Annotated in this window: 19 protein-coding genes; 13 read left to right on the forward strand and 6 right to left on the reverse strand. The window is 66.8% G+C overall.

All coding sequences use genetic code 11. The features are described 5' to 3' along the window. The first annotated feature begins 22 nt into the window (after positions 1 to 22). The 7 genes from xylB to GA0061099_RS08910 all read left to right on the forward strand — a co-directional run bounded on the left by xylB (position 23) and on the right by GA0061099_RS08910 (position 7,593). Positions 23 to 1,474 (forward strand): xylulokinase, encoded by a 1,452-nt coding sequence (gene xylB / locus GA0061099_RS08880; RefSeq protein ID WP_036020471.1) that lies wholly within the window; start codon positions 23 to 25, stop codon positions 1,472 to 1,474. Then, complete coding sequence (gene xylA, locus GA0061099_RS08885) at positions 1,475 to 2,797, forward strand: xylose isomerase (protein WP_036020473.1); 1,323 nt, start codon at positions 1,475 to 1,477, stop codon at positions 2,795 to 2,797. Positions 2,798 to 2,810: 13 nt separating this feature from the next. Further along, entirely contained in the window at positions 2,811 to 3,569 is a 759-nt protein-coding gene (locus GA0061099_RS08890; RefSeq protein ID WP_036020484.1) for an ATP-binding cassette domain-containing protein, read from the forward strand. Then, on the forward strand, positions 3,569 to 4,639 hold the full coding sequence (locus GA0061099_RS08895; RefSeq protein ID WP_036020476.1) for an ABC transporter permease: 1,071 nt from the start codon (positions 3,569 to 3,571) through the stop codon (positions 4,637 to 4,639). Before GA0061099_RS08890 ends, GA0061099_RS08895 begins: the two co-directional genes overlap by 1 nt. A 93-nt stretch (positions 4,640 to 4,732) precedes the next feature. After that, positions 4,733 to 5,665: a sugar-binding protein gene (locus tag GA0061099_RS08900; protein ID WP_057028437.1), complete on the forward strand. Its 933-nt coding sequence runs from the start codon at positions 4,733 to 4,735 to the stop codon at positions 5,663 to 5,665. A gap of 104 nt (positions 5,666 to 5,769) precedes the next feature. Then, positions 5,770 to 6,747 (forward strand): aldo/keto reductase, encoded by a 978-nt coding sequence (locus GA0061099_RS08905; protein WP_036020513.1) that lies wholly within the window; start codon positions 5,770 to 5,772, stop codon positions 6,745 to 6,747. A gap of 3 nt (positions 6,748 to 6,750) precedes the next feature. Then, the gene (locus tag GA0061099_RS08910) at positions 6,751 to 7,593 is read left to right on the forward strand and encodes an amidohydrolase family protein (RefSeq protein WP_036020492.1); all 843 of its coding nucleotides are present in this window, start codon (positions 6,751 to 6,753) and stop codon (positions 7,591 to 7,593) included. 181 nt (positions 7,594 to 7,774) lie between these two features. Here GA0061099_RS08910 and GA0061099_RS08915 read toward each other — a convergent pair whose 3' ends face one another. Both GA0061099_RS08915 and GA0061099_RS08920 read right to left on the reverse strand, forming a co-directional pair. Then, positions 7,775 to 9,004 carry an ABC transporter substrate-binding protein gene (locus GA0061099_RS08915; RefSeq protein WP_036020496.1) on the reverse strand — a complete coding sequence of 410 codons (1,230 nt, stop codon included), beginning with the start codon at positions 9,002 to 9,004 and terminating at the stop codon, positions 7,775 to 7,777. Between the two features lie 115 nt (positions 9,005 to 9,119). Next, the gene (locus GA0061099_RS08920; RefSeq protein WP_036020499.1) at positions 9,120 to 10,046 is read right to left on the reverse strand and encodes a class I SAM-dependent DNA methyltransferase; all 927 of its coding nucleotides are present in this window, start codon (positions 10,044 to 10,046) and stop codon (positions 9,120 to 9,122) included. 66 nt (positions 10,047 to 10,112) lie between these two features. Between GA0061099_RS08920 and GA0061099_RS08925 the strand changes: the two genes are divergently transcribed. The 5 genes from GA0061099_RS08925 to GA0061099_RS08945 all read left to right on the forward strand — a co-directional run bounded on the left by GA0061099_RS08925 (position 10,113) and on the right by GA0061099_RS08945 (position 15,325). Continuing rightward, complete coding sequence (locus GA0061099_RS08925) at positions 10,113 to 11,150, forward strand: ligase-associated DNA damage response exonuclease (protein WP_036020502.1); 1,038 nt, start codon at positions 10,113 to 10,115, stop codon at positions 11,148 to 11,150. After that, the gene (locus tag GA0061099_RS08930; RefSeq protein ID WP_036020505.1) at positions 11,147 to 12,808 is read left to right on the forward strand and encodes an ATP-dependent DNA ligase; all 1,662 of its coding nucleotides are present in this window, start codon (positions 11,147 to 11,149) and stop codon (positions 12,806 to 12,808) included. The genes GA0061099_RS08925 and GA0061099_RS08930 overlap by 4 nt, the downstream gene beginning before the upstream one ends. Before the next feature lie 120 nt (positions 12,809 to 12,928). Next, entirely contained in the window at positions 12,929 to 13,234 is a 306-nt protein-coding gene (locus GA0061099_RS08935; RefSeq protein WP_035996474.1) for a DUF6460 domain-containing protein, read from the forward strand. A 27-nt stretch (positions 13,235 to 13,261) separates the two neighbouring features. After that, entirely contained in the window at positions 13,262 to 13,996 is a 735-nt protein-coding gene (locus GA0061099_RS08940; RefSeq protein ID WP_036020509.1) for an MBL fold metallo-hydrolase, read from the forward strand. Positions 13,997 to 13,999: 3 nt separating this feature from the next. After that, entirely contained in the window at positions 14,000 to 15,325 is a 1,326-nt protein-coding gene (locus GA0061099_RS08945; RefSeq protein ID WP_074447647.1) for an MATE family efflux transporter, read from the forward strand. A gap of 123 nt (positions 15,326 to 15,448) precedes the next feature. Here GA0061099_RS08945 and GA0061099_RS08950 read toward each other — a convergent pair whose 3' ends face one another. Both GA0061099_RS08950 and GA0061099_RS08955 read right to left on the reverse strand, forming a co-directional pair. Continuing rightward, a complete protein-coding gene (locus GA0061099_RS08950) occupies positions 15,449 to 16,546 on the reverse strand; it encodes a quinone-dependent dihydroorotate dehydrogenase (protein ID WP_036020519.1) in 1,098 nt (365 codons plus the stop codon). Continuing rightward, entirely contained in the window at positions 16,543 to 16,887 is a 345-nt protein-coding gene (locus GA0061099_RS08955; protein ID WP_035996479.1) for a DUF952 domain-containing protein, read from the reverse strand. The genes GA0061099_RS08950 and GA0061099_RS08955 overlap by 4 nt, the downstream gene beginning before the upstream one ends. 292 nt (positions 16,888 to 17,179) lie before the next feature. On the opposite strand from GA0061099_RS08955, the gene GA0061099_RS08960 reads away from it, so the two are divergent. Next, entirely contained in the window at positions 17,180 to 17,836 is a 657-nt protein-coding gene (locus GA0061099_RS08960) for a S24 family peptidase (protein ID WP_081492859.1), read from the forward strand. A gap of 9 nt (positions 17,837 to 17,845) precedes the next feature. On the opposite strand, the gene GA0061099_RS08965 is transcribed toward GA0061099_RS08960, so the two are convergent. Both GA0061099_RS08965 and GA0061099_RS08970 read right to left on the reverse strand, forming a co-directional pair. Beyond that, positions 17,846 to 19,489 carry a lysine--tRNA ligase gene (locus GA0061099_RS08965; protein ID WP_036020521.1) on the reverse strand — a complete coding sequence of 548 codons (1,644 nt, stop codon included), beginning with the start codon at positions 19,487 to 19,489 and terminating at the stop codon, positions 17,846 to 17,848. 351 nt (positions 19,490 to 19,840) lie between these two features. Then, complete coding sequence (locus tag GA0061099_RS08970) at positions 19,841 to 23,284, reverse strand: tetratricopeptide repeat protein (RefSeq protein ID WP_074447648.1); 3,444 nt, start codon at positions 23,282 to 23,284, stop codon at positions 19,841 to 19,843. Positions 23,285 to 23,382: the final 98 nt, after the last annotated feature.

The following is a 23,382-nucleotide window of genomic DNA, read 5'->3' on the forward strand; positions in this document are numbered from 1 at the left end:
GGCAGGCGAAAGGGAGGACGATTTGTATCTCGGGATCGACATCGGCACGTCCGGTGTGAAAGCGGTGCTCGTGAGCGAAGCCGGCGCGGTTGTCGCGACGGCGGCGCGCGAGCTTGCGCTGTCGCACCCGGCGCCGCTGTGGTCCGAGCAGGATCCCGACGCCTGGGTCGATGCGGCCGTCGGCGCCGTCGACGATCTCGCCGCGCGCCATCCGCGCGAGGTTGCGCAGGTGCGCGGCATCGGGCTGTCGGGTCAGATGCACGGCGCGACGCTGCTTGGCGAGGACGGCCGGCCGCTGCGTCCGGCCATCCTCTGGAACGACGGCCGCTCGCAGGCCGAATGCGCCGCGCTGGAGCGGCGCTGTCCCTCGCTGCACGCGATTGCCGGCAATCTCGCGATGCCGGGCTTCACCGCGCCGAAGCTACTCTGGGTGGCACGGCACGAGCCGAAGATCTTCGACCGCGTGGCAAAGGTGCTGCTGCCGAAAGCCTATGTCCGCTATCGCCTCACCGGCGAGATGGTCGAGGACATGTCGGACGCGTCAGGCACGCTGTGGCTCGACGTCGGCCTGCGGCGCTGGTCCGCGCTGCTGCTGCATGCCACCGGGCTCGATCTGCACCACATGCCGCGCCTCGTCGAGGGCAGTGCGGTGAGCGCGGTGCTCGCGCCTGAATACGCGCAGCGCTGGGGCATGGCGAAAAATGTCGTGGTCGCGGGCGGCGCCGGCGACAATGCGGCCAGCGCGATCGGGCTCGGCGCCATCGCGCCGGGCGATGCCTTCCTGTCGCTGGGAACGTCGGGTGTCCTGTTCCGCGTCACCGATCGCTTCGCCCCCGCGCCGGCTTCGGCGGTGCATGCCTTCTGCCACGCGCTGCCCGGCCTCTGGCACCAGATGGGCGTGATGCTGTCGGCCGCAGCTTCGCTCGCCTGGCTGGCCGGCGTGATGGAGACGCCGGCCGCAGCGCTCCTGGCGCCGCTCGGCGAGCGCGTCGATGCACCTGGCACGGTCCAGTTCCTGCCTTATCTCGACGGCGAGCGCACGCCGCACAACGATGCCGCCGCCAGCGGCGCCTTCGTCGGCCTGCGCGGCGCGATCGGACGTTCCCAGATCGTGCAGGCGGTGCTCGAAGGCGTCGCCTTTGCCGCGCGCGACAATCTGGCGGCGCTGAGCACAGCCAGCGGGCCGATCGCCGAGGTCGATCTCGTCGGCGGCGGCTCGCGCTCGCCGCTATGGGCGCAGATCTGCGCCGACGTGCTCGGCATGCCCGTCCACCGCGTCGAGGAAGGCGAGGTCGGCGCCGCGCTCGGCGCTGCGCGGCTCGGCCGGCTCGCCGCGACCGGCGAGAACCCCGCGGACGTCTGCACGCGCCCGCGCAGGCTCGCAAGCTTCACACCCCGCCCGTCCGTCGCTGCGGCCTATGACGAGGCCTATCGGCGATGGCGCGCGCTTTATCCCGCATTGAAGGAGCCTTAAGTGAACGCGCCAGCCAAATTCTTCGATGCAAGTGCACCCGTCGCCTTCGGCGGCAAGGAGGCCGAAGGTGCGCCCGCCTTCCGCTGGTACGACAAGGACCGCCTGGTGCATGGCCGCCGGCTCGAGGATCACTTGCGCTTTGCGGTCTGCTATTGGCATTCGTTCTGCTGGCCGGGTGGCGATCCCTTCGGCGGCGAGACCTTCCTGCGGCCTTGGCACCACGGCACCGACGCGATGACGATGGCCCGCGCCAAGGCCGATGCCGCCTTCGAGCTGTTCCGCCTGCTGGACGTCCCCTTCTTCACCTTCCACGACGTCGATGCGGCGCCGGAGGGCGCTTCGCTCGCCGAATCCGTCGCCAACCTCAACGCCATCGCCGATCTGTTCGAGCAGAAGATGGCATCGAGCAAGGTCCGCCTGCTCTGGGGCACTGCGAACCTGTTCACGCACCGCCGCTACATGGCGGGCGCGGCCACCAATCCGGACCCTGACATCTTCACCTATGCCGCCGGCCAGGTCCGTGCTGCACTGGAGGTGACTCACCGGCTCGGTGGGCAGAACTACGTGCTGTGGGGCGGACGCGAGGGCTACGAGACGCTGCTCAACACCGATCTCAAGCGCGAGCTCGACCAGCTCGGCCGCTTCGTCTCGCTCGTCGTCGAGCACAAGCACAAAATCGGCTTCAAGGGCCCGCTGCTGATCGAGCCGAAGCCGAAGGAGCCGACCAAGCATCAATATGATTTCGACGTCGCCACCTGCTACGGCTTCCTCGAACGCTACGACCTGCTCAAGGACGTCAAGCTCAACATCGAGCAGAACCACGCCATCCTCGCCGGTCACTCCTTCCATCACGAGGTCGCGCTGGCCGAGGCGCTCGGCGTGTTCGGCTCGCTCGACATCAACCGGGGCGACGATCTGCTCGGCTGGGACACCGACCAGTTCGCGATGAACGTGCCGGAGCTGGCGCTGGTGTTCCACGAGATCCTGAACCGTGGCGGCTTCACCACGGGTGGACTCAATTTCGATGCCAAGATCCGCCGCCAGTCGATCGATCCCGATGATCTCATCCATGCCCATGTCGGCTCGATGGATGCCTGTGCGCGGGCCTTCCTCGCCGCCGCCGACATGCTCGACGCCGGCACGCTGAGTGCGCCGCTCGCAAAACGTTACGAGGGCTGGGCGAGCCCGGAGGGCCGCGCCATTCTCGGCGGCCAGCGCTCGCTCGCCGATCTCGCCGACCGTGCGATGTCTCCCGGGTTCGATCCGCAGCCGCGCTCGGGCCGGCAGGAATATCTGGAATCCCTGGTCAACCGCTATGTCTGAGGAAACGCCGCTGATGACGAAGACTGACGCGACGCCGGTGCTCGAGCTCACCGGCATCGGCAAGGAGTTCGGCGCGATCCGCGCGCTGCACGATGTCGATATGCAGGTCTGGCCCGGCGAGGTGGTCGGCCTGATGGGCGACAACGGCGCCGGCAAGTCGACGCTGGTGAAGATCATCGCCGGCAATTTCCGCCCCTCGCATGGCGAGATGCGCTTTGCCGGCAGCGCGGTGCATTTCAACCGGCCGGTCGATGCCCGCGCCGTAGGCATCGAGGTCGTCTACCAGGACCTCGCGCTGGCGGATAATCTCACGGCCGCCGCCAACGTCTTCCTCGGCCGCGAGTTGAAGCGCAGGTTCGGACCGATTGCCTTGCTCGACCACAAGGCGATGGCGTCGCGCGCGCTCGAGCTGTTTGGCGAGCTGCGTTCGGAGACGCGCCCGGACGATCTCGTCAGGCAGATGTCGGGCGGCCAGCGCCAGGCCGTCGCGATCGCGCGCACCCGGCTGTCCAATGCGCGGCTGGTGATGATGGACGAGCCGACCGCTGCGATCTCGGTGCGCCAGGTCGAGCAGGTGCTCGGCCTGATCCACCGGCTCAAGGAGCAGGGCGTCGCCGTGATGCTGATCTCGCACCGCATGCCCGACGTGTTCGCCGTATGCGACCGCGTCGTCGTCATGCGACGCGGCGAGAAGCGCGCCGACAAGTCGATTCACCAGACCTCCCCCGAGGAGGTCACCGCCCTCATCACCGGTGCGAAGGAGGCGGCGTGATGGCCATGCCCTTGGAATCCCCGATCAGCTTCACCAATGTCGGCAAGATCAGGTGGTGGCAGCGCGGCATCTTCGCCTCGCAGACCGGCTACGTCCTGCTCGCGCTGGCGGTGCTGCTGGTGATCATGCATTTCGCCAGCCCCTACTTCTTCACCCAGGGCAACATGCAGAACGTGGCGAAGAACTTTTCCTTCATCGCCATCGCGACGCTCGGCGTCACCTTCGTGATCATCACCGGCGGCATCGACCTGTCGGTGGGATCGATGATGTGCTTTTCCGCCATGATCACATCGATGGTGATGACCGAGCTGTCGGCGCCCGGATCGCCGCTGGTGCACATGGCGGCCGACGGCAAGACCGTGCTCGCCAATGTTCCGGGGCTGATCCTGCTCATCTCGATCCTCGCCGGCCTCGGCGTCGCGCTGATTGCCGGCCTCGTCAACGGCTTCTGCATCGCCGTGCTTGGCCTGTCGCCCTTCGTCACCACGCTCGGCATGCTCTCGATCGTGCGCGGGCTCGGCTATGTCGTCTCCAACGGACGCGGCAGCTTCCCGGGAGGGCCGGACGCCGATTATTTCTATGCGCTCACGTCCGGTGACGTGCTCGGCGTGCCGGCGCCGTTCATCTATCTCGTGATCCTGGCGCTGACCATGGCCGTGGTGCTGCACCACACCTCGTTCGGCCGCCACGTCTTCGCGCTCGGCGGCAACGAGAAGGCGGCCGAGCTCACCGGCATTCCGGTGGTGCGGGTGAAGATCGAGGTCTACGTGATCTGCGCGCTCGCCGCGGGCCTGCAGGGCATCATCATCTCCGGCTGGCTCGGATCGGCGCCGGCCAACATGGCGATGTCCTACGAGCTCAACGTGATCGCGGCGGCCGTGATCGGCGGTGCCAATCTCGCCGGCGGCATCGGCGGTCCGCTCGGGGCCATCGTCGGCTGCGTGCTGCTGGAGGTGATCCGCAACGGCCTCGTGCTGGCCCAGGTCTCCTCGTACTGGCAGCAGACGCTGGTCGGCGTGATCATCATTCTGGCTGTGCTGGTCGACCGCGTCCGCTCGCGGATGACCTGACATGACGACATCTCGGGAAGGCAAGGAAAACGTCGCCTATCCGCTTCCCGGGGGCTTTCGAGGGGATAGGCACCAACAAGAGTGGAGGAGACAATGAGGAAACTGCTTCTTGCCGGCATCGCGGTTGCGATGATGGCGACGCCGGCATTTGCTGCGAACTACCGCTTCGTCATCGTGCCGAAGGCGATGAACAATCCGTTCTTCGATTTTTCGCGCGACGGCTGCCTGAAGCGCGCCAAGGAGCTCGGCAACATCGAGTGCATCTACAAGGGACCGGTCGAGCATGAGCCGGCGAACCAGGCCCAGATCATCCAGGACTTCATCACGCAGAAGGTCGACGGTCTCGCCATCTCGGTCGCGGACGTCGCGGCCATGACCAAGTCGATCGAGGCGGCGACCGCCGCCGGCATTCCGGTCATCACCTTCGATGCCGACGCGCCGGGCTCCAAGCGCATCGCCTATATCGGCACCAACAACAAGGAGTTCGGCCTGGCCCTCGGCAAGGAATTGCTGAAATTGCGGCCTGACGGCGGCAAATACGCGATGGTCTCCGGCGGTCCCGGCGCAAAGAACCTGGCCGAGCGTGTCGACGGCGTGCGCGAGGCGCTGAAGGGCTCGAAATGGACCGAGGTCGCGGGTTCGCCGAGCTTCTGCAACGACGATCCCGCGCTCGCGGTCCAGCAGATGACGGACATGCGCACCGCAACGCCGGATCTCGCCGCCATCGTTCCGATCGGCGGCTGGCCGATGTTCGCGCCCGAAGGTTTCAAGGCCTTCGCCAGCAGGAACAAGAAGGACATCGATTCCGGCAAGTTCACGCTGGTCGTCGCCGATACGCTGAAGATGCAGCTCGAGCTGCTGCGTGACGGCTATGCCAATGCGCTGGTCGGCCAGCGTCCGTTCGAGATGGGCGAGAAGGCGATGGACACGCTGCTCGCCATCAAGAAGGGCGAGAAGGTGCCGGAGATCGTCTACACCGGCCTCGATCTCGTCACCAAGGACAACGTCGCGAAGATGTTGAAGTAGGAGCGCTGCCCAGCCCCGCGCTTCTGCATGCCTCTCCCGCTTGCGGTTTCCGCAAGCGGGAGAGATGATTTGGAATGGACGACGACTGCTGGAAGGCGATGGGAATGAAAAGGTCGCGGCTCGGCGCTCTCGATGTCACCTCGATCGGCCTCGGTTCAGCCCCGCTCGGCGGATTGTTCTCGCCCGTCAGCGATGCCGATGCGCAAGCGACGATTGAACGCGCCTGGTCGCTCGGTGTCCGATTCTTCGACACCGCCCCGCTTTACGGCTTCGGCCTCGCGGAGCGGCGGCTGGGCGCCTTCCTGCGGCAACAGAGGCGCGACTCCTACGCCATCTCGACCAAGGTCGGCCGCCTGCTGCGCGCACCGGACAATGCTGCGCCGGAGGACGAGCACTACAAGGGCACGCCGCGCGAGCGGCCGGTGTTCGATTTCAGCTATGACGGCGTGATGCGGTCGGTGGAGGAGAGCCTGCAGCGCCTCGGCCTCGACCGCGTCGACGTCCTGCTCGTGCATGATCCCGACGATCACTATGACGATGCCGTCACCGGCGCCTTCCGCGCGCTCCAGCGCCTGCGCGAGGACGGCACGGTCAAGGCGATCGGCGCCGGAATGAACCAGTCGGGGATGCTGGCTCGCTTCGCCGAGGCCGTGCCGGTCGACTGCTTCCTGCTCGCCGGCCGTTACACGCTGCTCGACCAGGGCGCACTGGATGCGCTATTTCCGCTGTGCCAGGCCAGCAATATCGGCATCTTGCTCGGTGGCATCTACAACAGCGGCATCCTGGCCAATCCGCGGGCGAGCGCGAAATTCAACTATCAGGATGCTGATGCTGCGCTCGTGGCACGCGCGCTGGAGCTCGACGAACTCTGCCGCAGGCACGGCACCGAGCTGAAAGCCGCCGCGCTGCAATTCTGCATGGCCCATCCGGCGGTGACGGTCGCCGTGATGGGCGCGCGCAATGCCGCCGAGGTCGCCGACAACATCGCGATGTCCGAGAAGGCGGTGCCGCCGGCATTCTGGCAGGAGCTGCGGACGCGAAAGCTGGTCGATGCGCGCGCGCCGCTTCCCGGCGGAGATTAAGGCATGATCGTCGATGCCCACCAGCATTTCTGGGACCCGGCGCGCGCCGATTATCCCTGGATGGAAGCGGACGAGCTGGCGCCGATCCGCCGTGCCTTCGGCCCGGCCGATCTCGCGCCGCTGCTACAGGCGAACGGCATCGAGGCCAGCATCCTGGTGCAATGCCGCTCAGCGCTGGAGGAGACCGAGGAGTTCCTGCGTATCGCGGCTGCGACGCCCTCGGTGATCGGCGTGGTCGGCTGGGCCGATCTCACCGATGCGGCGCTCGGCGAGACGCTCGACCGGCTGCGCGCTCTGCCTGGTGGCGACAAGCTGGTCGGCATCCGCCACCAGGTCCACGACGAGCTCGATGCGGATTGGCTGCTGCGCGAGGACGTCCAGCGCGGACTCACGGCCGTGTTCGCCCACGATCTCGCTTACGATTTCCTTGTCCGCAGCCGCGAGCTGCCCGCGGCGGTCGCAACCGCGCAGGCCTTTCCGCACGCGCGTTTCGTGCTGGATCACGCCGCCAAGCCGCCGATTGCCGCCGGCGGGAGCGCGGAATGGACCGAGCGCATCGCAGCGCTGGGTGCCTGCGGCAATGTCTGGTGCAAGATCTCGGGATTGGCGACCGAGGCGGTCTGGGACGACTGGAATGCGGAACGGCTGTTTCCGTTCGTCGCGCACACCGCAAAATGTTTCGGCGAGGACCGGCTGATCTTCGGATCGGATTGGCCCGTATGCCTGCTCGCGGGAAGCTACGGCGAGATCAAGACCGCGCTGGAGGCCTGCCTGGCGCGGCTCGGCCCGCGCGTGCGGGACAAGGCGTTCGGTGTGAATGCCAAGGCTGTGTATCGCTTGGGTTAATTGCAGTGGATGTGCGGTCTTACCCTCTCCCCTTGTGGGAGAGGGTGGCTCGCCGCGAAGCGGCGAGACGGGTGAGGGGTCTCTCTCCGCGAGCTCGCGTGTGGATAGATACCCCTCATCCGGCGCTTCGCGCCACCTTCTCCCACAAGGGGAGAAGGAAAAGGCGACGGGGCCCGCCTCGCTACTCCGACATCGGCTTGTCGGAGATGTCCCAGTCTTTCCCGGTGAAGGTGGAGATGAACAGCGTCTTCATCGGTGTGTAGTCCTCGGGCGTGTAGCTGTAGGTGACGCCGTCGAGGAAATAGGGCGAGTGAAAACCTTGCAGGTTCGATGCCTGCTTCAGCACGTTGGCGCGGGTGAGCTCGTTGCCGCAGCGGCGCAGGATCTCGGCCATCGTGGCGGCCTGCCCGTAGCCGGCGAAGGCGATGGTGTTGTCGGGGTCGATCGCCGGCGTGTACTTCTTGCGCAGCTCCTCGAACGCCATCACGTCCGGGTCCTTCTCCCATTTGGGCAGGCCGACCTCCTTGTTGTAGCGGATCGCGACGATGCCGGTGGCGTTCTCGAGGCCCGCGGCATTGAGGATCGAGCGGCCGGTGGAGCCGGCGGACAGGAGGTGCAGCGGCTTCCAGCCGAGCTCGGCCACTTTCCGGATCGACTGCGACGAGGCCTTGCCGGTCGAGATGTTGTAGAAGACGTCGGCTCCGGACTTCGAGAGATTGATGAGCTGGGAATCGACGGTCGGCTCGGTGAGATCGTAGGTCTGCTCCATGATCACTTGCGCGGTGCCGCCGGCGTCCGCCAGTACTTTCTTGAACGGACCGAGGAAGTCGCGGCCGAAATCGTCGTTCTGGTAGAGGATGCCGATCTTCGCGTTCGGCTTCACGCTGACGACGTGCCGCGCGAGGATGCGCGCCTCGGTCGGATAGAGCGGCAGGCCCGCCATCGTCCACTTGAACTCTTTCGGATTATTCCACTTCGACGCGCCGGTGTTGAGCAGGAGCTGCGGCACGCCCTTGGAGTTCAGGTATTTGTGCACGGCGGTCTGCGGCGCGGTGCCGAGCGAGCCGTACAGCGCGAGCACTTCTTCCTGCTCGACCAGGCGCCGCGTGGCCTCGACGCATTTCGGCGCGCTGTAGGCGTCGTCCATGGTGAGGAACTTGACCTTGCGCCCGTTGATGCCGCCCTTCTCGTTCAGCATCTGGAAATAGGCTTCGCCGACGCGGCCGAGCACGCCGTAGAGCGAGCCGGGGCCGGAATGCGGCACGGTCTGACCGATCTTGATCTCGGTGTCGCTGGCGCCCGCATCGTATTTCTTCTCCGCGGCCCAGACATAGGGCGCGGGCAATGTCGATGCGGCGATGGTGGCGAGCGCGGCGGCGCTGAAATCGCGCCGCGATGGATTCTTGGTCATTGTTGTTTTCTCCCTGATGCGCGCATTGTGCTGACATCGCAGCTCGGCTCGCAAGTGGGAAGTCGCAGCTTTGCGACGCAATGACGCTCATATCATGAGGCGTTAGCGCCTAGACTCAAGTTTTCTCGGCGACCACGATGAGGCCACGCACCGGCTCATTGTTCTCGTTGCGCGGCGAGGCCGGCTCCAGCGTCAGCAGCTTCATCCCCGCCTTCGCGATGGCGCCGCGCACATATTCCGCGGAATGGGCATAACGCAGGCCGTCGCCGAGCACGATGCCGTCGCCCGCATGCGTCTCCAGCGTGAAGGCGAGCACGCCGCCTGAGACGAGCACGCGCCTTACTTCGCTCAGCACCGGTGCGAGATCGGAGAGATAGACGAACGCATCCGCGGCCACGACGAGGTTCGCGCTGGCATCTGGCTTGCCGCGCAGGCCCTCGATCATGTCGGCGACTTCGAGCTCGGCATAGAGGTTCGTCGCCCGCGCCTCCTTGATCATGCCGGGTGACAAATCGATGCCGGTGAAATGGTCGACCTGCTTGGCGAAGGCAGCGGCCGCGAGCCCGGTGCCGCAGCCGAGATCGATGGTGCGCTTGAAGTAGGCGGGCTTCTTGGCGGCGACGCGCGCCGCCAGCACCGCCTTGAAGATCAGCGTCGGGGCACGATAGCCGAGATCGTTGATCAGCGCGTGCTCGAACCGCGGCGCGTATTGATCGAACAAGGCCTGCACGTAGGCCTTGGGCATCTCCGCCATTTCGGTATCGCCGAGCCGCATCAGGTGCAGGCCGGCGCCGTGCTGATCCCCGGGGTCGCATCGCCGCGCTTCACGAAAGGCCGCGATGGCCTTGTCGCGCTGGCCGAGCTGCTGACGGATCTCGCCGAGCGTGAACCAAGCCGAGGTGAAGTTGGGCGCGAGCTCGATCGCCTGCTCCAGGAGGTCGGCCGCGGCGGGAAGGTCGCCCTTGAGCTGGAGATCGCGCGCGAACTCGAAGCGGCGGTCGGCCATGAGATCGCCGGAGGTCAGGAACAGGCGGAGCGGCATTGAGGAACCAGGAAACGAAATGGGTAAGTGACTCGAAGATGTGATGGCTCGACTTATATAACAGGCATGCGCCCGCAAGACATCCTGCTGCCAAATGCTGCCGGCCTGTGCTGCAAGCCCGGCGGCTTCCATATCGACCCCGTCCGCCCCGTGGAGCGGGCCGTGATCACCCACGGCCATTCCGACCATGCCCGTGCGGGCCATGGCGCGGTGCTGGCGACGCAGGAAACGCTGGACATGATGCGGCTGCGTTACGGCGAGAACTTCGCCGGTTCGACCCAGGCCATCCGCTATGGCGAGGAGATCCGGCTCGGCGACGTCAAGATCAAGTTTCACCCGGCCGGCCACGTGCTGGGCTCCGCGCAGATCGCCGTCTCGTGCAAAGACACCTGCATCGTCGCCTCCGGCGACTACAAGGACGCGCCGGACCCGACCTGCGCGCCGTTCGAGCTGGTGCCCTGCGACGTCTTCATCACCGAGGCGACGTTCGGCCTGCCGGTCTTCAGGCATGGCGATGCGAGCGACGAGGTCAAGAAACTGCTCGCTTCCGTCGCGCTGTTTCCGGAGCGCGCGCATCTCGTCGGCGCCTATTCGCTCGGCAAGGCGCAGCGCGTGATCAAGCTGCTGCGTCAGGCCGGCTATGATGCGCCGATTTACCTGCATGGCGCGATGGACACGATCACGCATTACTATCAGAGCCGCGGGATCGACCTCGGCGAGCTCAAACCAGTGAAGGGCATGAAGAAGGCGGCGCTCGCCGGCACCATCACGCTGGCGCCGCCCTCAGCCACCTCCGATCTCTGGACGCGGCGCTTTCCCGATCCGGTCACCGCCTTCGCCTCCGGCTGGATGCGCGTGCGCGCCCGGGCGCGGCAGCGCGGCGTCGAGCTGCCGCTGGTGATCTCCGATCACGCCGATTGGGATGGCCTCACCGCAACCATCGCGGCGACCGGCGCCGGCGAGATCTGGGTCACCCACGGCCAGGAAGATGCGCTGGTGCATTGGTGCCGGAGCAAAGGCCTGAAGGCACGGCCGCTCGACCTCGTCGGCTATGGCGACGAGGAGGAGAGCGAGACGCCGATTCAAGCCGAGGCCGAAGCATGAACCGCTTCGCCGAGCTGCTCGACCGCCTCGCCTATGAGCCCGGCCGCAACAACAAGCTGCGGCTCATCACCGGCTATTTTCGCGAGGTTGGCGACCCCGACCGCGGCTATGCGCTGGCTGCGCTGACCGGCGCGCTCAGCTTCAAGCACGCCAAGCCGGCGCTGATCCGCGACCTCATCGCAGCACGCACGGATGAGGTGCTGTTCGGGCTGAGCTACGACTATGTCGGCGATCTCTCCGAGACGGTGGCGCTGATGTGGCCGAAGGCCGCCCTCGCCGCTCACAACAACCCGCCGCCGCCGAGCCTCACCGAAGTCGTCACCACGCTGCGCACGCTGGGCAAGTCCGAGCTGCCCAGGCAGCTCGAGCGCTGGCTCGACGAGCTCGATGAGACCGGGCGCTGGGCGCTGCTGAAGCTCGTCACCGGGAGCTTGCGCATCGGCATCTCCGCGCGCCTTGCCAAGACTGCGGCCGCAGCGCTCGGCGACAAGGACCCACACGAGATCGAGCTGATCTGGCCGGGGCTCGTCCCGCCCTATCTCGACCTGTTCGCCTGGCTGGAAGGCCGCGGCGACAAGCCCGTCAATCGCGATCCCGCGCCGTTCCGGCCGGTGATGTTGGCGCATGCGATCGAGGACAACGATTTCGCCGCGCTCGATCCCGCCGACTACATCGCCGAATGGAAATGGGACGGCATCCGCGTGCAGGCGGTGGCCGGGCGCGACGAGCGCGGCCATATCACCGCGCGGCTCTATTCGCGCACTGGCGAGGACATCACGGGAAGCTTTCCGGATCTCGTGCCGTCGCTGCGCCTGCCGGGCGCGATCGATGGCGAGCTCTTGATCCTGCGCGAGGGCCGGGTGCAGAGCTTCAACGTGTTGCAGCAGCGCCTCAACCGCAAGGTCGTGTCGCCGAAGCTGATCAAGGAGTTTCCGATTCACCTGCGTGCCTACGACCTGCTCGGCGACGACGAGAACGATCTGCGCGAGCTGCCTTTTGCCGAGCGGCGCGAGCGGCTGGAGCGATTCATCGCAAAGCTCGACGATCCCCGCATCGATCTCTCGCCCACCGTACCCTTCGATAGCTGGGAGGCACTCACCGCCGCACGCGCGGATCCTGCGAGCGCCGGCGCCGGCGAGGACGCGGACGCCGTCGAAGGCGTCATGCTGAAGCGGCGCGATGCGCCTTATCTGCCGGGGCGGCCGAAGGGGCAATGGTGGAAGTGGAAGCGCGACCCGCACATCATCGACGCCGTCCTGATGTATGCGCAGCGCGGCCACGGCAAGCGCTCGTCCTATTATTCCGACTACACCTTCGGCGTCTGGACCGAGACCGAGAATGGCGAGGAGCTGGTGCCGGTCGGGAAAGCCTATTTCGGCTTCACCGACGAGGAGCTCTTGCAGATCGACCGCTTCGTCCGCCGCAACACCACGGAAAAATTCGGCCCCGTCCGCCACGTCGTGCACGAAGCGGACAAGGGGCTGGTGCTGGAGGTCGCTTTCGAAGGATTGCAGCGCTCGCCCCGGCACAAATCCGGCGTCGCCATGCGTTTCCCCCGCATCAGCCGCCTGCGCTGGGACAAGCCGCCGCGCGAGGCCGACCGGCTGGAGACGCTGGAGAAGATGTTGAAAGCCGAGGCGGCGGAGATCGAGGTGTGAGGCATCTTCCCGGTGGTTCACCCGAATTAAACTCCCGTAACCCGATTGACGGCCCCTTGCGGGTTCCCCATGTCCCCCGCCGTGCCTATAATGGGGTCGAATCCCCGCGAGGAGTTTGCGATGGTCCAAGACGTCAGAGATTTGCCGGCCGGCCGCAGCGACGGCCTGCACCGCTTTCTCGGCGGTTCGCCGCTGGCGGTCGCGTTCCGCCTGGTGCTGCTCTCGATCCTGGTCGGCGTGGTGCTGGCGACGATCGGCTTCGACCCCTGGAACATCATCCACAGCATCCGCCTGTTGTTCCAGCGGCTGTGGGATCTCGGCTTCGATGCGGTGAACTGGCTGTGGCGCTACTTCCTGCTTGGTGCGGTCATCGTGATTCCGATCTGGCTGCTGTCGCGCGTGTTCGGCGCGCCGCGCGGCCGGTAAGGATCGGATTGAGGGGGTGCGCAGCCGATGCAATTGCGGTTCGTCGGCTGCGGTGATGCCTTCGGCTCCGGCGGCAGGCTCAACACCTGCTTCCACGTCTCGGGGCGCAAAGCGAACTTCCTGATCGACTGCGGTGCGTCGGCGCTGCCGGCGCTGAAGCGGCTCGAGATCGATCGGGGCGACATCGACCTGATCCTGATCACGCATTTCCACGGCGACCATTTTGCCGGTCTGCCGTTCTTTCTGCTCGACGCGCAATTCTCGCGGCGAACGCGGCCGCTGACGATCGCGGGCCCGCAAGGCATCGAGAGGCGGCTGCGCGAGGTGATGGAGGCGCTGTTCGAGCATTCCTCGAACACCAAGCAGCGCTTCGAGCTGAACGTGGTCGAGCTCGCGCCCGGGCAAAGCCAGCGCTTCGGCGCGGTGAATGTGACGCCCTATCCGGTAGTGCACGGCGAATCAGGCGGACCGTTCCTCGCCTATCGCATCGCGGCCGAGGGCCGCACGCTCGCCTACACCGCCGATACCGAATGGACGGAGACGCTCATTCCGCTGGCGCATGGCGCGGACCTTTTCATCGCCGAAGCCTATATGTACGAGAAGGTGGTCAAGAATCACCTCAGCCTGAAGACCTTGGAACAGCATCTGCCCGACATCGGCGCCAAGCGGCTCGTCCTCACCCATATGAGTGACGACATGCTGTCGCGCCTGGGCGAGGTCGAGCACCTCGCCGCCGAAGACGGCATGGTGCTCGTGTTCTGAAAGATGCACGCACCCGTCCATCACCGCGTCGGTAGCCGGCAGGTCTTCGCCATTGCAGGTCCGGCGATGGTCGCGAACCTCACGACGCCGCTGATCGGCGTGGTCTCGACCACCGCGATCGGGCGGCTCGACGATGCCGCGCTGCTCGGCGGCGTCGCGATGGCCTCCGTCATCTTCGACTGCCTGTTCTGGTTGTTCGGCTTCCTGCGCATGAGCACGCTCGCCTTCACCGCGCAGGCGCTCGGCGCGGGCGAGACGCGCGAGCAGACCGTGATCCTGGTGCGCGGTTTCATCGTCGCCGGCCTGATCGGTGCGGCGCTGATCGTGCTGCAGCTGCCGCTGGCAGGCGCACTGTTCGACCTGATGGGCGGCAGCGAGGGCGTGACGCAGGCCGCAAAGACCTATTTCATGATCAGGATCTGGTCCTCGCCTTTCGCCTTCGCCAATTACGTCATCCTCGGCTGGCTGGTGGGGCAGGCCCGCGCCAATCCGGCCCTTGCGCTCCAGGTCGTCATCAACCTCATCAACATGGTGGCGACGATCCTGCTGGTGCTGGTCTACGACACCGGCATTGCCGGCGCGGCGATCGCCGCGCTTCTGTCCGAGACGATCGGCTTCATGCTCGGCGTGATCGTGTGCAGGCGCCATGCACTCGGCGGTTTTGCCATACCTCGCGCAACGCTGTTCGATCGCGACAAGCTGATGCGGCTCCTGGCGGTGAATACCGACATCCTGATCCGCACCGCGGCGCTGATCGCCGTGTTCCTGTTCTTCACCGCCAAGGGCGCGCGGGCCGGCGACGTCACGCTGGCCGCGAACTCCGTGCTCAACAATTTCCTCCTGGTCAGCGCCTTCTTCCTCGACGGCCTTGCCAATGCGGCCCAGCAGCTTTGCGGCCGCGCCTTTGGCGGCCGCGACGCCAAGGGATTTGCGGATTCGACCAGGCTGGTGCTGCTCTGGGGGCTCGGCTTCGCAATTGTCGTCGCCGTGCTGTTCGCCGCGTTCGGCCCTGACATCATCAACGTCATGACGGCGAGCGAGGACGTCCGCCGCGCGGCGCGCGAGTTCCTGCCCTTCATCGTGCTGGCGCCGCTCCCCGGCGTGTTCGCCTTCGGTTTCGACGGCATCTATGTCGGCGCGACCTGGGCGCGGGAGATGCGCAATCTGATGCTGCTCTCGCTCGCGATCTTCTTCGCCGCCTGGCTGGCGCTGCAATCGTTCGGCAATGCCGGCCTGTGGAGTGCGCTGATCGCGTTCTACGTCGCGCGCGGCGGCTTGCAGGGCGCGAGGTATCCGGCGCTGTATCGCGCGACGTTCGTGAAGCCGTAGAAGAACCGTAGCCCGGATGGAGCGCAGCGTAATCCGGGGGCTTTGTCCATGCCGATAGCTTCCCGGATTGCGCTGCGCTCCATCCGGGCTACGAAGTCTGCGCAGGCGGGGAGAGGCGAAGAGCTACATCCCCGGCCAGTCTTCCGCCGTCAGCGTCGCCGCATCGGCGCCGACGATTTCGGCCAGCGAATCCCGCCCCGTTCTGAGCAGCGTGGAGGTCAGGTCGCGCTTGATCTCGTCGACGAGGCCGAGGCCCTTGTAGACCAGCGACGAATAGAGCTGGATCAAACTGGCGCCGGCGCGGATCTTGGTCAGCGCGGCGCCGCCCGAATCCACGCCGCCGACGCCGATCAGCGGGAATGCGCCCTCGACGCGCACATAGGTTTCCGCGACCATGCGCGTCGACAGACGGAACAGCGGCCGGCCGGACAGGCCGCCTTGCTCCTTCGCCCGCGTCTCTTCACGCAACGTGCTCGGCCGCGCGACCGTGGTGTTCGACACGATCATGCCGTCGACCCGGCGCGAGCGCGCGACCTGCACGACATCGTCGAGCTGGGCGAGGCTTAAATCCGGCGCGATCTTGAGCAGCACCGGCGTGTCGCCGGCCTTCTGCCTGACACGCTCGCGGGCTTCGATCACGCGCGCGAGCAGATCGTCAAGCAGCGCGCCTTCCTGAAGGTTGCGCAGGCCCGGCGTGTTCGGCGAGGAGACATTGACGGTGAAATAGCTCGCCACCGGCGCGAAGGTCTCGATCAGCTTGACGTAGTCGCCGACGCGGTCCGGCGAATCCTTGTTGGCGCCGACATTGACGCCGACGATGCCGCCGTGCTGCGCGCGCGCGGCAAGCCGGCGCAGAGCCGCCTCCGCGCCGTCATTGTTGAAGCCCATGCGGTTGATGATCGCCTCGTCGCGCTCGAGACGGAAGAGCCGCGGCCGCGGATTGCCGGCTTGCGGCTTCGGCGTCACCGAGCCGATCTCGACGAAACCGAAGCCGAGCCGCAGCAGCGCGTCCGGCACCTCGGCGCTCTTGTCGAAGCCCGCGGCCATGCCGATCGGATTGGGAAAGTTCAGCCCGAAGGCGCGCACCGCGAGCTTGGGATCATCGGCGCGCGGCTTGACCGGCGGCAGGAAGCGCAGGCCCTGGATCGCGAGGCGATGCGCGTCCTCGGGATCGAGCCAGCGCAGCACCGGCAGCGAAAAGGCGTCGAACGCGCGGATCACGGCAACAGCTCCGGAACATCGTGACTGCCGTCGGAGCGCATGTTGAGGTTCATCACCGCAAGGACCGCGCCGAGATCGAGCTCGCCATAGAGATGCGGGAAGAGCTCGTCATTGCGCGAGCGTTCCCAGCGCAACTCGCTGCCGAGCGCGTCGCCGTCGACCTCGACCAGGAACAGCGCGCGCTGCCCGAAATAGTGCTTGCGCAGGGTCTCGGGAACCTGGGCCGCAGTCGAGAAATGGATGAACCCGTCGCGCGCGTCATCTGCGCTGCCCCGGTAGACACCCTGCCGTTCCGCCTCGCGCCAGGCCGAGGCCGGACAGATTTTGTAGATCTTGACCACCGCTACCGCAGCCTTGTTTGTTCTTTGAGTCTCTTGGGTTTTTTCGCTTTTCGCGGGTCCTCGAAACCCGGGCGTGACCGTAAAGCCCGCCCCTTCCGAACTCAAGGCTTTGAGCCTTTTCCGCGCCGATGAAATCGGCACGGGGCTCCAGATTCCCGTTTTGCGCGCTTTCCTGACGCGAACGGCTACCCGCTTCGTTTGCGAACGCCGCCTCGGTCGCCTCTTGCGCGAAAAACGGAAAACCGGTTGATTTGAGGACAGTTTTCCTGAGTTGCGACGGGCTGGGCCTTCCATGGTCAGACAGGCCAAAGCGCAGAGGATGCTGACTCACGACCAGATCTGGGCCGCGCTGGACCGGCTGGCGGCGCGCGCCGGACTGTCGCCGTCCGGCCTTGCCAAGCGTGCCGGGCTCGACCCTACCACCTTCAACAGGTCCAAGCGCGTCACCGCCGACGGCCGCGAGCGCTGGCCCTCGACCGAATCGATCGCAAAAGCGCTGGCGGCGGCCGACGCCTCGATCGACAGCTTTGCGAAGCTGATTGATGACGACGGTGGAAGCGGCCGCGGCTCGGTGCCGCTGCTCGGCTTTGCACAGGCCGGAATGAGCGGCGCCTTCGATGAGGCCGGTCTTCCAACCGGCAGGGGCTGGACCGAGATCGCGCTTCCGATCGGAGAGGACGGTCAAGTCTTTGCGCTGGAGATTTCCGGCGCTGCGCTACTGCCTGCCTATCGCGACGGTGACATCATCCTGGTCTCGCCTGCGGCGCCGATCCGCAAGGGTGATCGCGTGGTGGTCAAGATCAAGACGGACGAGATCACGATTGCGACCCTGAAGCGCCGCACGGCAAAGACCCTGGACTTGGCGCCCCTCGATGCGTCACAGGAGGCGCGAACGGTCGCGGCGAGCGATGTCGCCTGGGTTGCGCGGATCCTCTGGGCGAGCCAGTGATGGCGCCGCTCACGCACTCCTCGCCAGGGCGCCGTCGATCATGTTGACCGCGTTCTGCACGCCGTAGACCGCGACGAAGGAGCCGAAGCGCGGGCCCTTCTCCTGGCCGAGCAGGACCTGGTAGAGCATGTTGAACCAGTCCAGCGTGACGCCGGGGCGGCCGTCCTTGCCCTTCTTGACCTGGTCGAGGAACGGCTCGCGGCGGCCGATCTCGTAGACGACGTTCTGGATGTCCTCGGCGGATGCGTCCTGCGCAAGCTGCGACAGCGCATCGCGCAAATCCTGCAGCGCGGCGCGCTCGCTGTCCGTGGGTACGCGGAACTGCTTCGTCGGCGCGACGAAGTCGCGATAATAGTTGATGGCATAGCCCACCATCGCATCCAGCTTCGGATGGGTCTGCGGGCTCACGCCGGGCCGGTAGCGGCCGATGAAGCCCCACAGCGTCTCGGCGTTCTCCGCGTTCGACGATGACACCAGCGTCAGGAGCAGCTGGAAGGTGACGGGCATGTCGCCCGTCGGCGGCTTGCCGTTGTGGATGTGCCAGACCGGATTGCCGAGCTGCTGCTTGCCGTCCTGCTTCGGAAAGCCGTCGAGGAATTGCTGGTAGTCGTCGACATTGCGCGGGATGACGTCGAAATACAGCCGCTTGGCCGCCTTCGGCTCGCGGTACATGAACAACGAGAGCGATTCCGGTGAGGCGTAGCGCAGCCATTCGTCGATGGTCAGGCCGTTGCCCTTCGATTTCGAGATCTTCTGGCCCTTCTCGTCGAGGAAGAGCTCGTAGTTGAAGCCTTCGGGCGGCGTGCTGCCGAGCGCTCTGGCGATCGCGCCGGACAGCTTCACGGAATCGATCAGGTCCTTGCCCGCCATCTCGTAGTCGACGCCGAGCGCGACCCAGCGCATCGCCCAGTCGGCCTTCCACTGGCACTTGACGTTGCCGCCGGTGACGGGCGTTTCAACTTCCTGGTTGGTATCGGGATCGACGTAGGTCACCGTGCCCGCCGCGACGTCGCGGCGGATCATCGGCACCTGCAGCACGACGCCCGTGGTCTTGCTGATGGGCAGGAACGGCGAATAGGTCGCGCGGCGATCCGGGCCCAGCGTCGGCAGGATGATCGCCATGATCTTGTCGTAGGCGGCGAGCATCTTCAGCAGCGTCGCGTCGAAGCGGCCCGACGTGTAGTAGTCGGTCGAGCTCGCGAACTCGTAGTCGAAGCCGAAATGATCCAGAAACGCGCGCAAGCGCGCGTTATTGTGCGCGCCGAACGACGGATATTCGTTCGAAAACGGATCCGGCACCCGCGTCAGCGGCTTGCCGATATGAGCGGCCAGCATCTCCTTGTTCGGAACGTTGTCGGGCACCTTGCGGAAGCCGTCCATGTCGTCGGAGAACGCCAAAAGGCGCGTCTTGACCTTGTCCTCGGTGAGCACGCGGAAGGCGTGGCGCACCATCGAGGTGCGCGCCACCTCGCCGAACGTGCCGATATGCGGCAGGCCAGACGGACCATAGCCGGTCTCGAACAGCACCTCGTCCTTCGGGCTTTTCTTCAGCCGCGCGACAATGGCCTTCGCCTGCTCGAACGGCCAGGCGTTGGATTGTTCGGCGAGCGCACGCAACTCGCTCGGGTTTGCGGCTAGATCAATAACGGACATCAGGGGCCTCCGGGCCGCGGAAAATAGCGATTTCCCGGCAGAATGCAAAAGCTGCGAGCTGATTCCCCCAGCCGTCTCCCGCTGGCGCAGGGGCTAGCGCATTTGGGAGTTTTCCCCTGCGGCCATCCTTCGAGACGCCCGCTTTGGGCGGGCTCCTCAGGATGAGGGCGGAGTGCGCGGCAGCAGGTTCAACGAGCACTGATGCCGATTAGCCTCATCCTGAGGAGGCGCGTCAGCGCCGTCTCGAAGGACGAGGCGTGCGCGCAGCCGCCGCCACAGGTCATATGCGCTAGCCCAGCGCTTGCGGAGAGGGTTGGGGGTGTCTCAGCGTTGGATCGAATGCGATGCGGCTCAATGCGCCGCTGAGGCCGAGCGTTTCGTCGCCACTTGCTTGGGGGCCGGCTTCGCGCTGGCCTGCGGTGCGCTGTCCCAGCCGCCGTTCGGGGTCGCAACGTTGACGGCATCGTCGGGCTGCGGCTCGGCGCTGAAGGTCTGGATCGCGAGCTTGGCGGCCGCCAGCGATTGCGGGTCGAGACGCTTGGCGACATCGTCGCGCTTGCCGGCGGCATCCGCATCGCCCTGGGCAGCTGCCAGATTGAACCATTTGTAGGATTCGGCGAGGTTCTGCTCGACGCCGATGCCGCGGGCATAGAGGATGCCGAGGTTGAACTGGCTGTCGGCGACGCCGCGATCGGCCGCTTTCCGGAACCACTGCGCCGCGCTCTTGTAATTGGCGCCGCGACCGCCGCCGTCGGCATCGAGCACGGCGAGATTGTGCATCGCCTTGGCGTTGCCGCGCTCGGCGGCCTGGGTGTAGTAGCGGCGCGCGATGTCGGCGTCCTTCTTCACCCCTAGGCCCTTTTCGTAGAGCGTGCCGAGGCGGAAGATTGCGGGGACGACCCCGGCCTGCGCCGCGCGGTCGTACCACTTCGCCGCTTCGTCGTAATTCGTGGCAACGCCCTTGCCTTCGGCAAAGCGCACGCCGATCTCGTAGGCCGCGGTCGCATCGCCCTTCATCGCGGCGCTGCGCAAGGCCGGGCCGCCGATGCCGTCAGGCAGCTTCTCGCTCGGCGGCACCTGAACGACGCCGAGCTTGGCGCGGCTCGTGCCCGACAGCGCGCCGGTGACGTCGCTTGAGGCCGGCGGCATCGCCGCGGCAGGCGCTTGCGGGATCTCAACGGAGGCCGAGCCGCCGGAACCGGGAAGAGGCGCCGGCGCGGCATTGTTCTGCGACTGCCGTCCGATCGGTGTCGGCGATGTCATCGACGGGGTGACCTGCTCGGGCGCGGCTGGCTTGGTCTCGACCGGCGGCGGCGCCGGCTGCGGTGCCGGCTCGCTCGGGATGTTTTGCATCGCCTGCGGCGTCGGTGACGAGCTGCCGCCTTCGAGCAGGTTCATCGCCATCTTGAAGGTGCCGAGCACGATCACGACCACGCTCGCGCCGACCAGCAGCGAGCGGATCTTCGAGGTGATGGTCGAGCCGCCTTCCTCGCCCTTCTCCTTGGCGCGGGCGATCGCGGCCTTGGCGCCGCGGGCCGGCTTCTCGGGCGGCTGTGCGGCGGCAGCTTGCGCCGCGCGGCGGGCGGCCGCGATGAAGCTCGACGACGACACCGGCTCCTTCGGCGCGGCGGCAATTCCGCTGATCGCGCTTTCGGAGGCGGCGATGCGCTCCGACGGCGTGGCGAGGCGTCCGCCCGGCCGTGTGCCCGGCTCGAGCGGGTGATCCGGCGGCAGTTCCGGCGCGAGTGCAGCGCGCGCCGTGTGCGGCTCCAGGATCTCGCTGATCGCACGCGGGGGAACCGGCGGCGGCGCCGGCACGGGCGGCGGCGCGGCGGGGGTGGCGGCGTGGAACTCGCGCGGTGCGGCGACGAAGGCAGCCGGCGGCGCCTGCGCGGCAGCTGGATTGGGCAGCTCGGGCTTCGGATCGTATTTCGGCGGCTGTGCTGGCGGTTGCGGCCGCGGCTCGCGCGCCATCGGCGCCGGCTCCATCGCCGCCGCCATCGGCATCGACATCGGCTGTGGGGCGGGGGGAGGCGGCGCGGTGCGCACCGCGCGCAGATCGCCCTCGATCATCGAGAGGCGATCGACGACGTGACCGAGCGCGCTGTGGACGGCCTCGAGCGAGTCCTGGGTGTGCCGGTTGGTCTCGGCCTGACTGAAGCGGATGTCGGAGAGCTCGCGCTTGACGAGGTCGACCATGCCGGAATCGGGCGGCGGCGCGGAGCTGCGGCTCTCGGCGAGGGCCGCATAGGTCGCCTGCTGCCGTTCCAGGTGCCTGAGGATGTCGTGCAGCCCGTCCTCGACGCGGCTCAAATTGCCGTTGCGCGGATCGGCGGCGGCCTCGATCCGCTCCAGGAGATAGGAAACACGCTGCTCGAGATGGGCGAAGGTCGAGGCGGAATCGTTGCCGACCTGCATGCGGTCGAAACGGTCCGACAGCGCGCGGATCGCAGCTTCGAGATGCTCGGTGCTCTCGGACGGCTGCGGCCGCTCGCGGGTTTCCAGCGCCGCCGTGAGCGCCGCGATGCGCTGCTCCAGCGCCGCGAAGCTGTCGCCATGGCCGGAGGCGCGGGTGATCTGGTCGACCTTGGACGACAGCAGCTGTACGTCTTCGGATAGCCGTGCCAGCGCCTCGTTGGAGGCGACGTTGGAGACGATGGCGCGCAGCGCGGAGATCGCGCCTTCGAGCTGCTGCACGGTCGAGGGATCGTCATTGGCGCGCAGGATCAGGTCGAGCTTGGCGCCGAGATTGCGGATCGCCTCGTCGTAGCCGGTGAGCTGCTCGGCCGGCGTCAGCGTGCGCAGTACCTGCTTGATGTCGGACAGTGCGCGCTCGATGCCGGCAAGAACCTGCCCGTCGGTGCCGTTGGAGCGGGTCTCGTCGATCCGGCGGTGCAGCGAGCGGATCTCGTTCTCGATCGATTCGATCGCGCGCCGCGGCATCGCCTCGGTGATGGCGGCGCGGATTTCGGCCAGCTCGCTGCGGAAGGCGTTGATGGCCTGCTCGGTATTGTCAGGCCGCTGCAGCGATTCGATCTGGCTCGTGATCTTGAGCAGATGGCGCTCGAGCGCGGAGAAATCCGGCCCCGGCTGCGGTGGCGGCGGCGCATAGGCAGGGGCGGGCGGCGCCATCGGCGGCGCGCAAGAAGCCGTTGGCGCAAGCGGCGGCGCGGCACGCGGCGGCATCTGCCGCGGCGCAAAGCCGTCGAGCTCGCTCTGGCGCGCGGTGATCTCGGCGACCGCAACGTCGAACGAAGCCGGGCTCAGGGGTGGTGAGCCGCGATAGACCTGCGCGGCGGCGCGCTCGACGGCATCGGCCTGGCGCTGGCGCGTCTCGGCCGGGGTGGGGCGAGGGGCCTGCGGCTGCGGCGCTTGCCGCTGTGGACGGGAGATCTGCGACAGGCGCGCGTCGAGCCGCGAGATCGCATCGTTGAGCTGGCGCGCGACGCCCTGCTCACGCGAGACGTCTGGTCGTGAGGAGTCTTGTCTTGAGACGTCTTGTCTTGAGGAGTCTTGGCGCGGCGCGGGTTTCGAGATCCGCTCGATCTGCTGGGTGATCGCGTCGAGCCGCTGGTGGATGTCGGCGACTTCGCGGCTCTCCTGACTCGGTCCTTGGCTCGGCACGTGCTGCGGACGCTGATCGTAGGATCCGCGGAAATTAGGCGGGGCAGTTTCGCCGAGCGTGGAGTTCAGCCAATCGTTGAGCGACATGCCGGCACGGCGCGCAGCAGCCTCGGCCCGCTCCCGGACGGATGGATCGATGCCGTCGACACTCCACGATACGCGCGAATTCATGACTCTGTCCGGTTCCGACTTCGGCACCCCACCCCGGCGCCTCCAGCTTCCCCACGCGTGCCGGTTGCAAAGACAATCGAATTTGGCGCGGGTCGTCT

The organism is Bradyrhizobium yuanmingense, from assembly GCF_900094575.1.
Taxonomy (GTDB): Bacteria; Pseudomonadota; Alphaproteobacteria; order Rhizobiales; family Xanthobacteraceae; genus Bradyrhizobium; species Bradyrhizobium yuanmingense.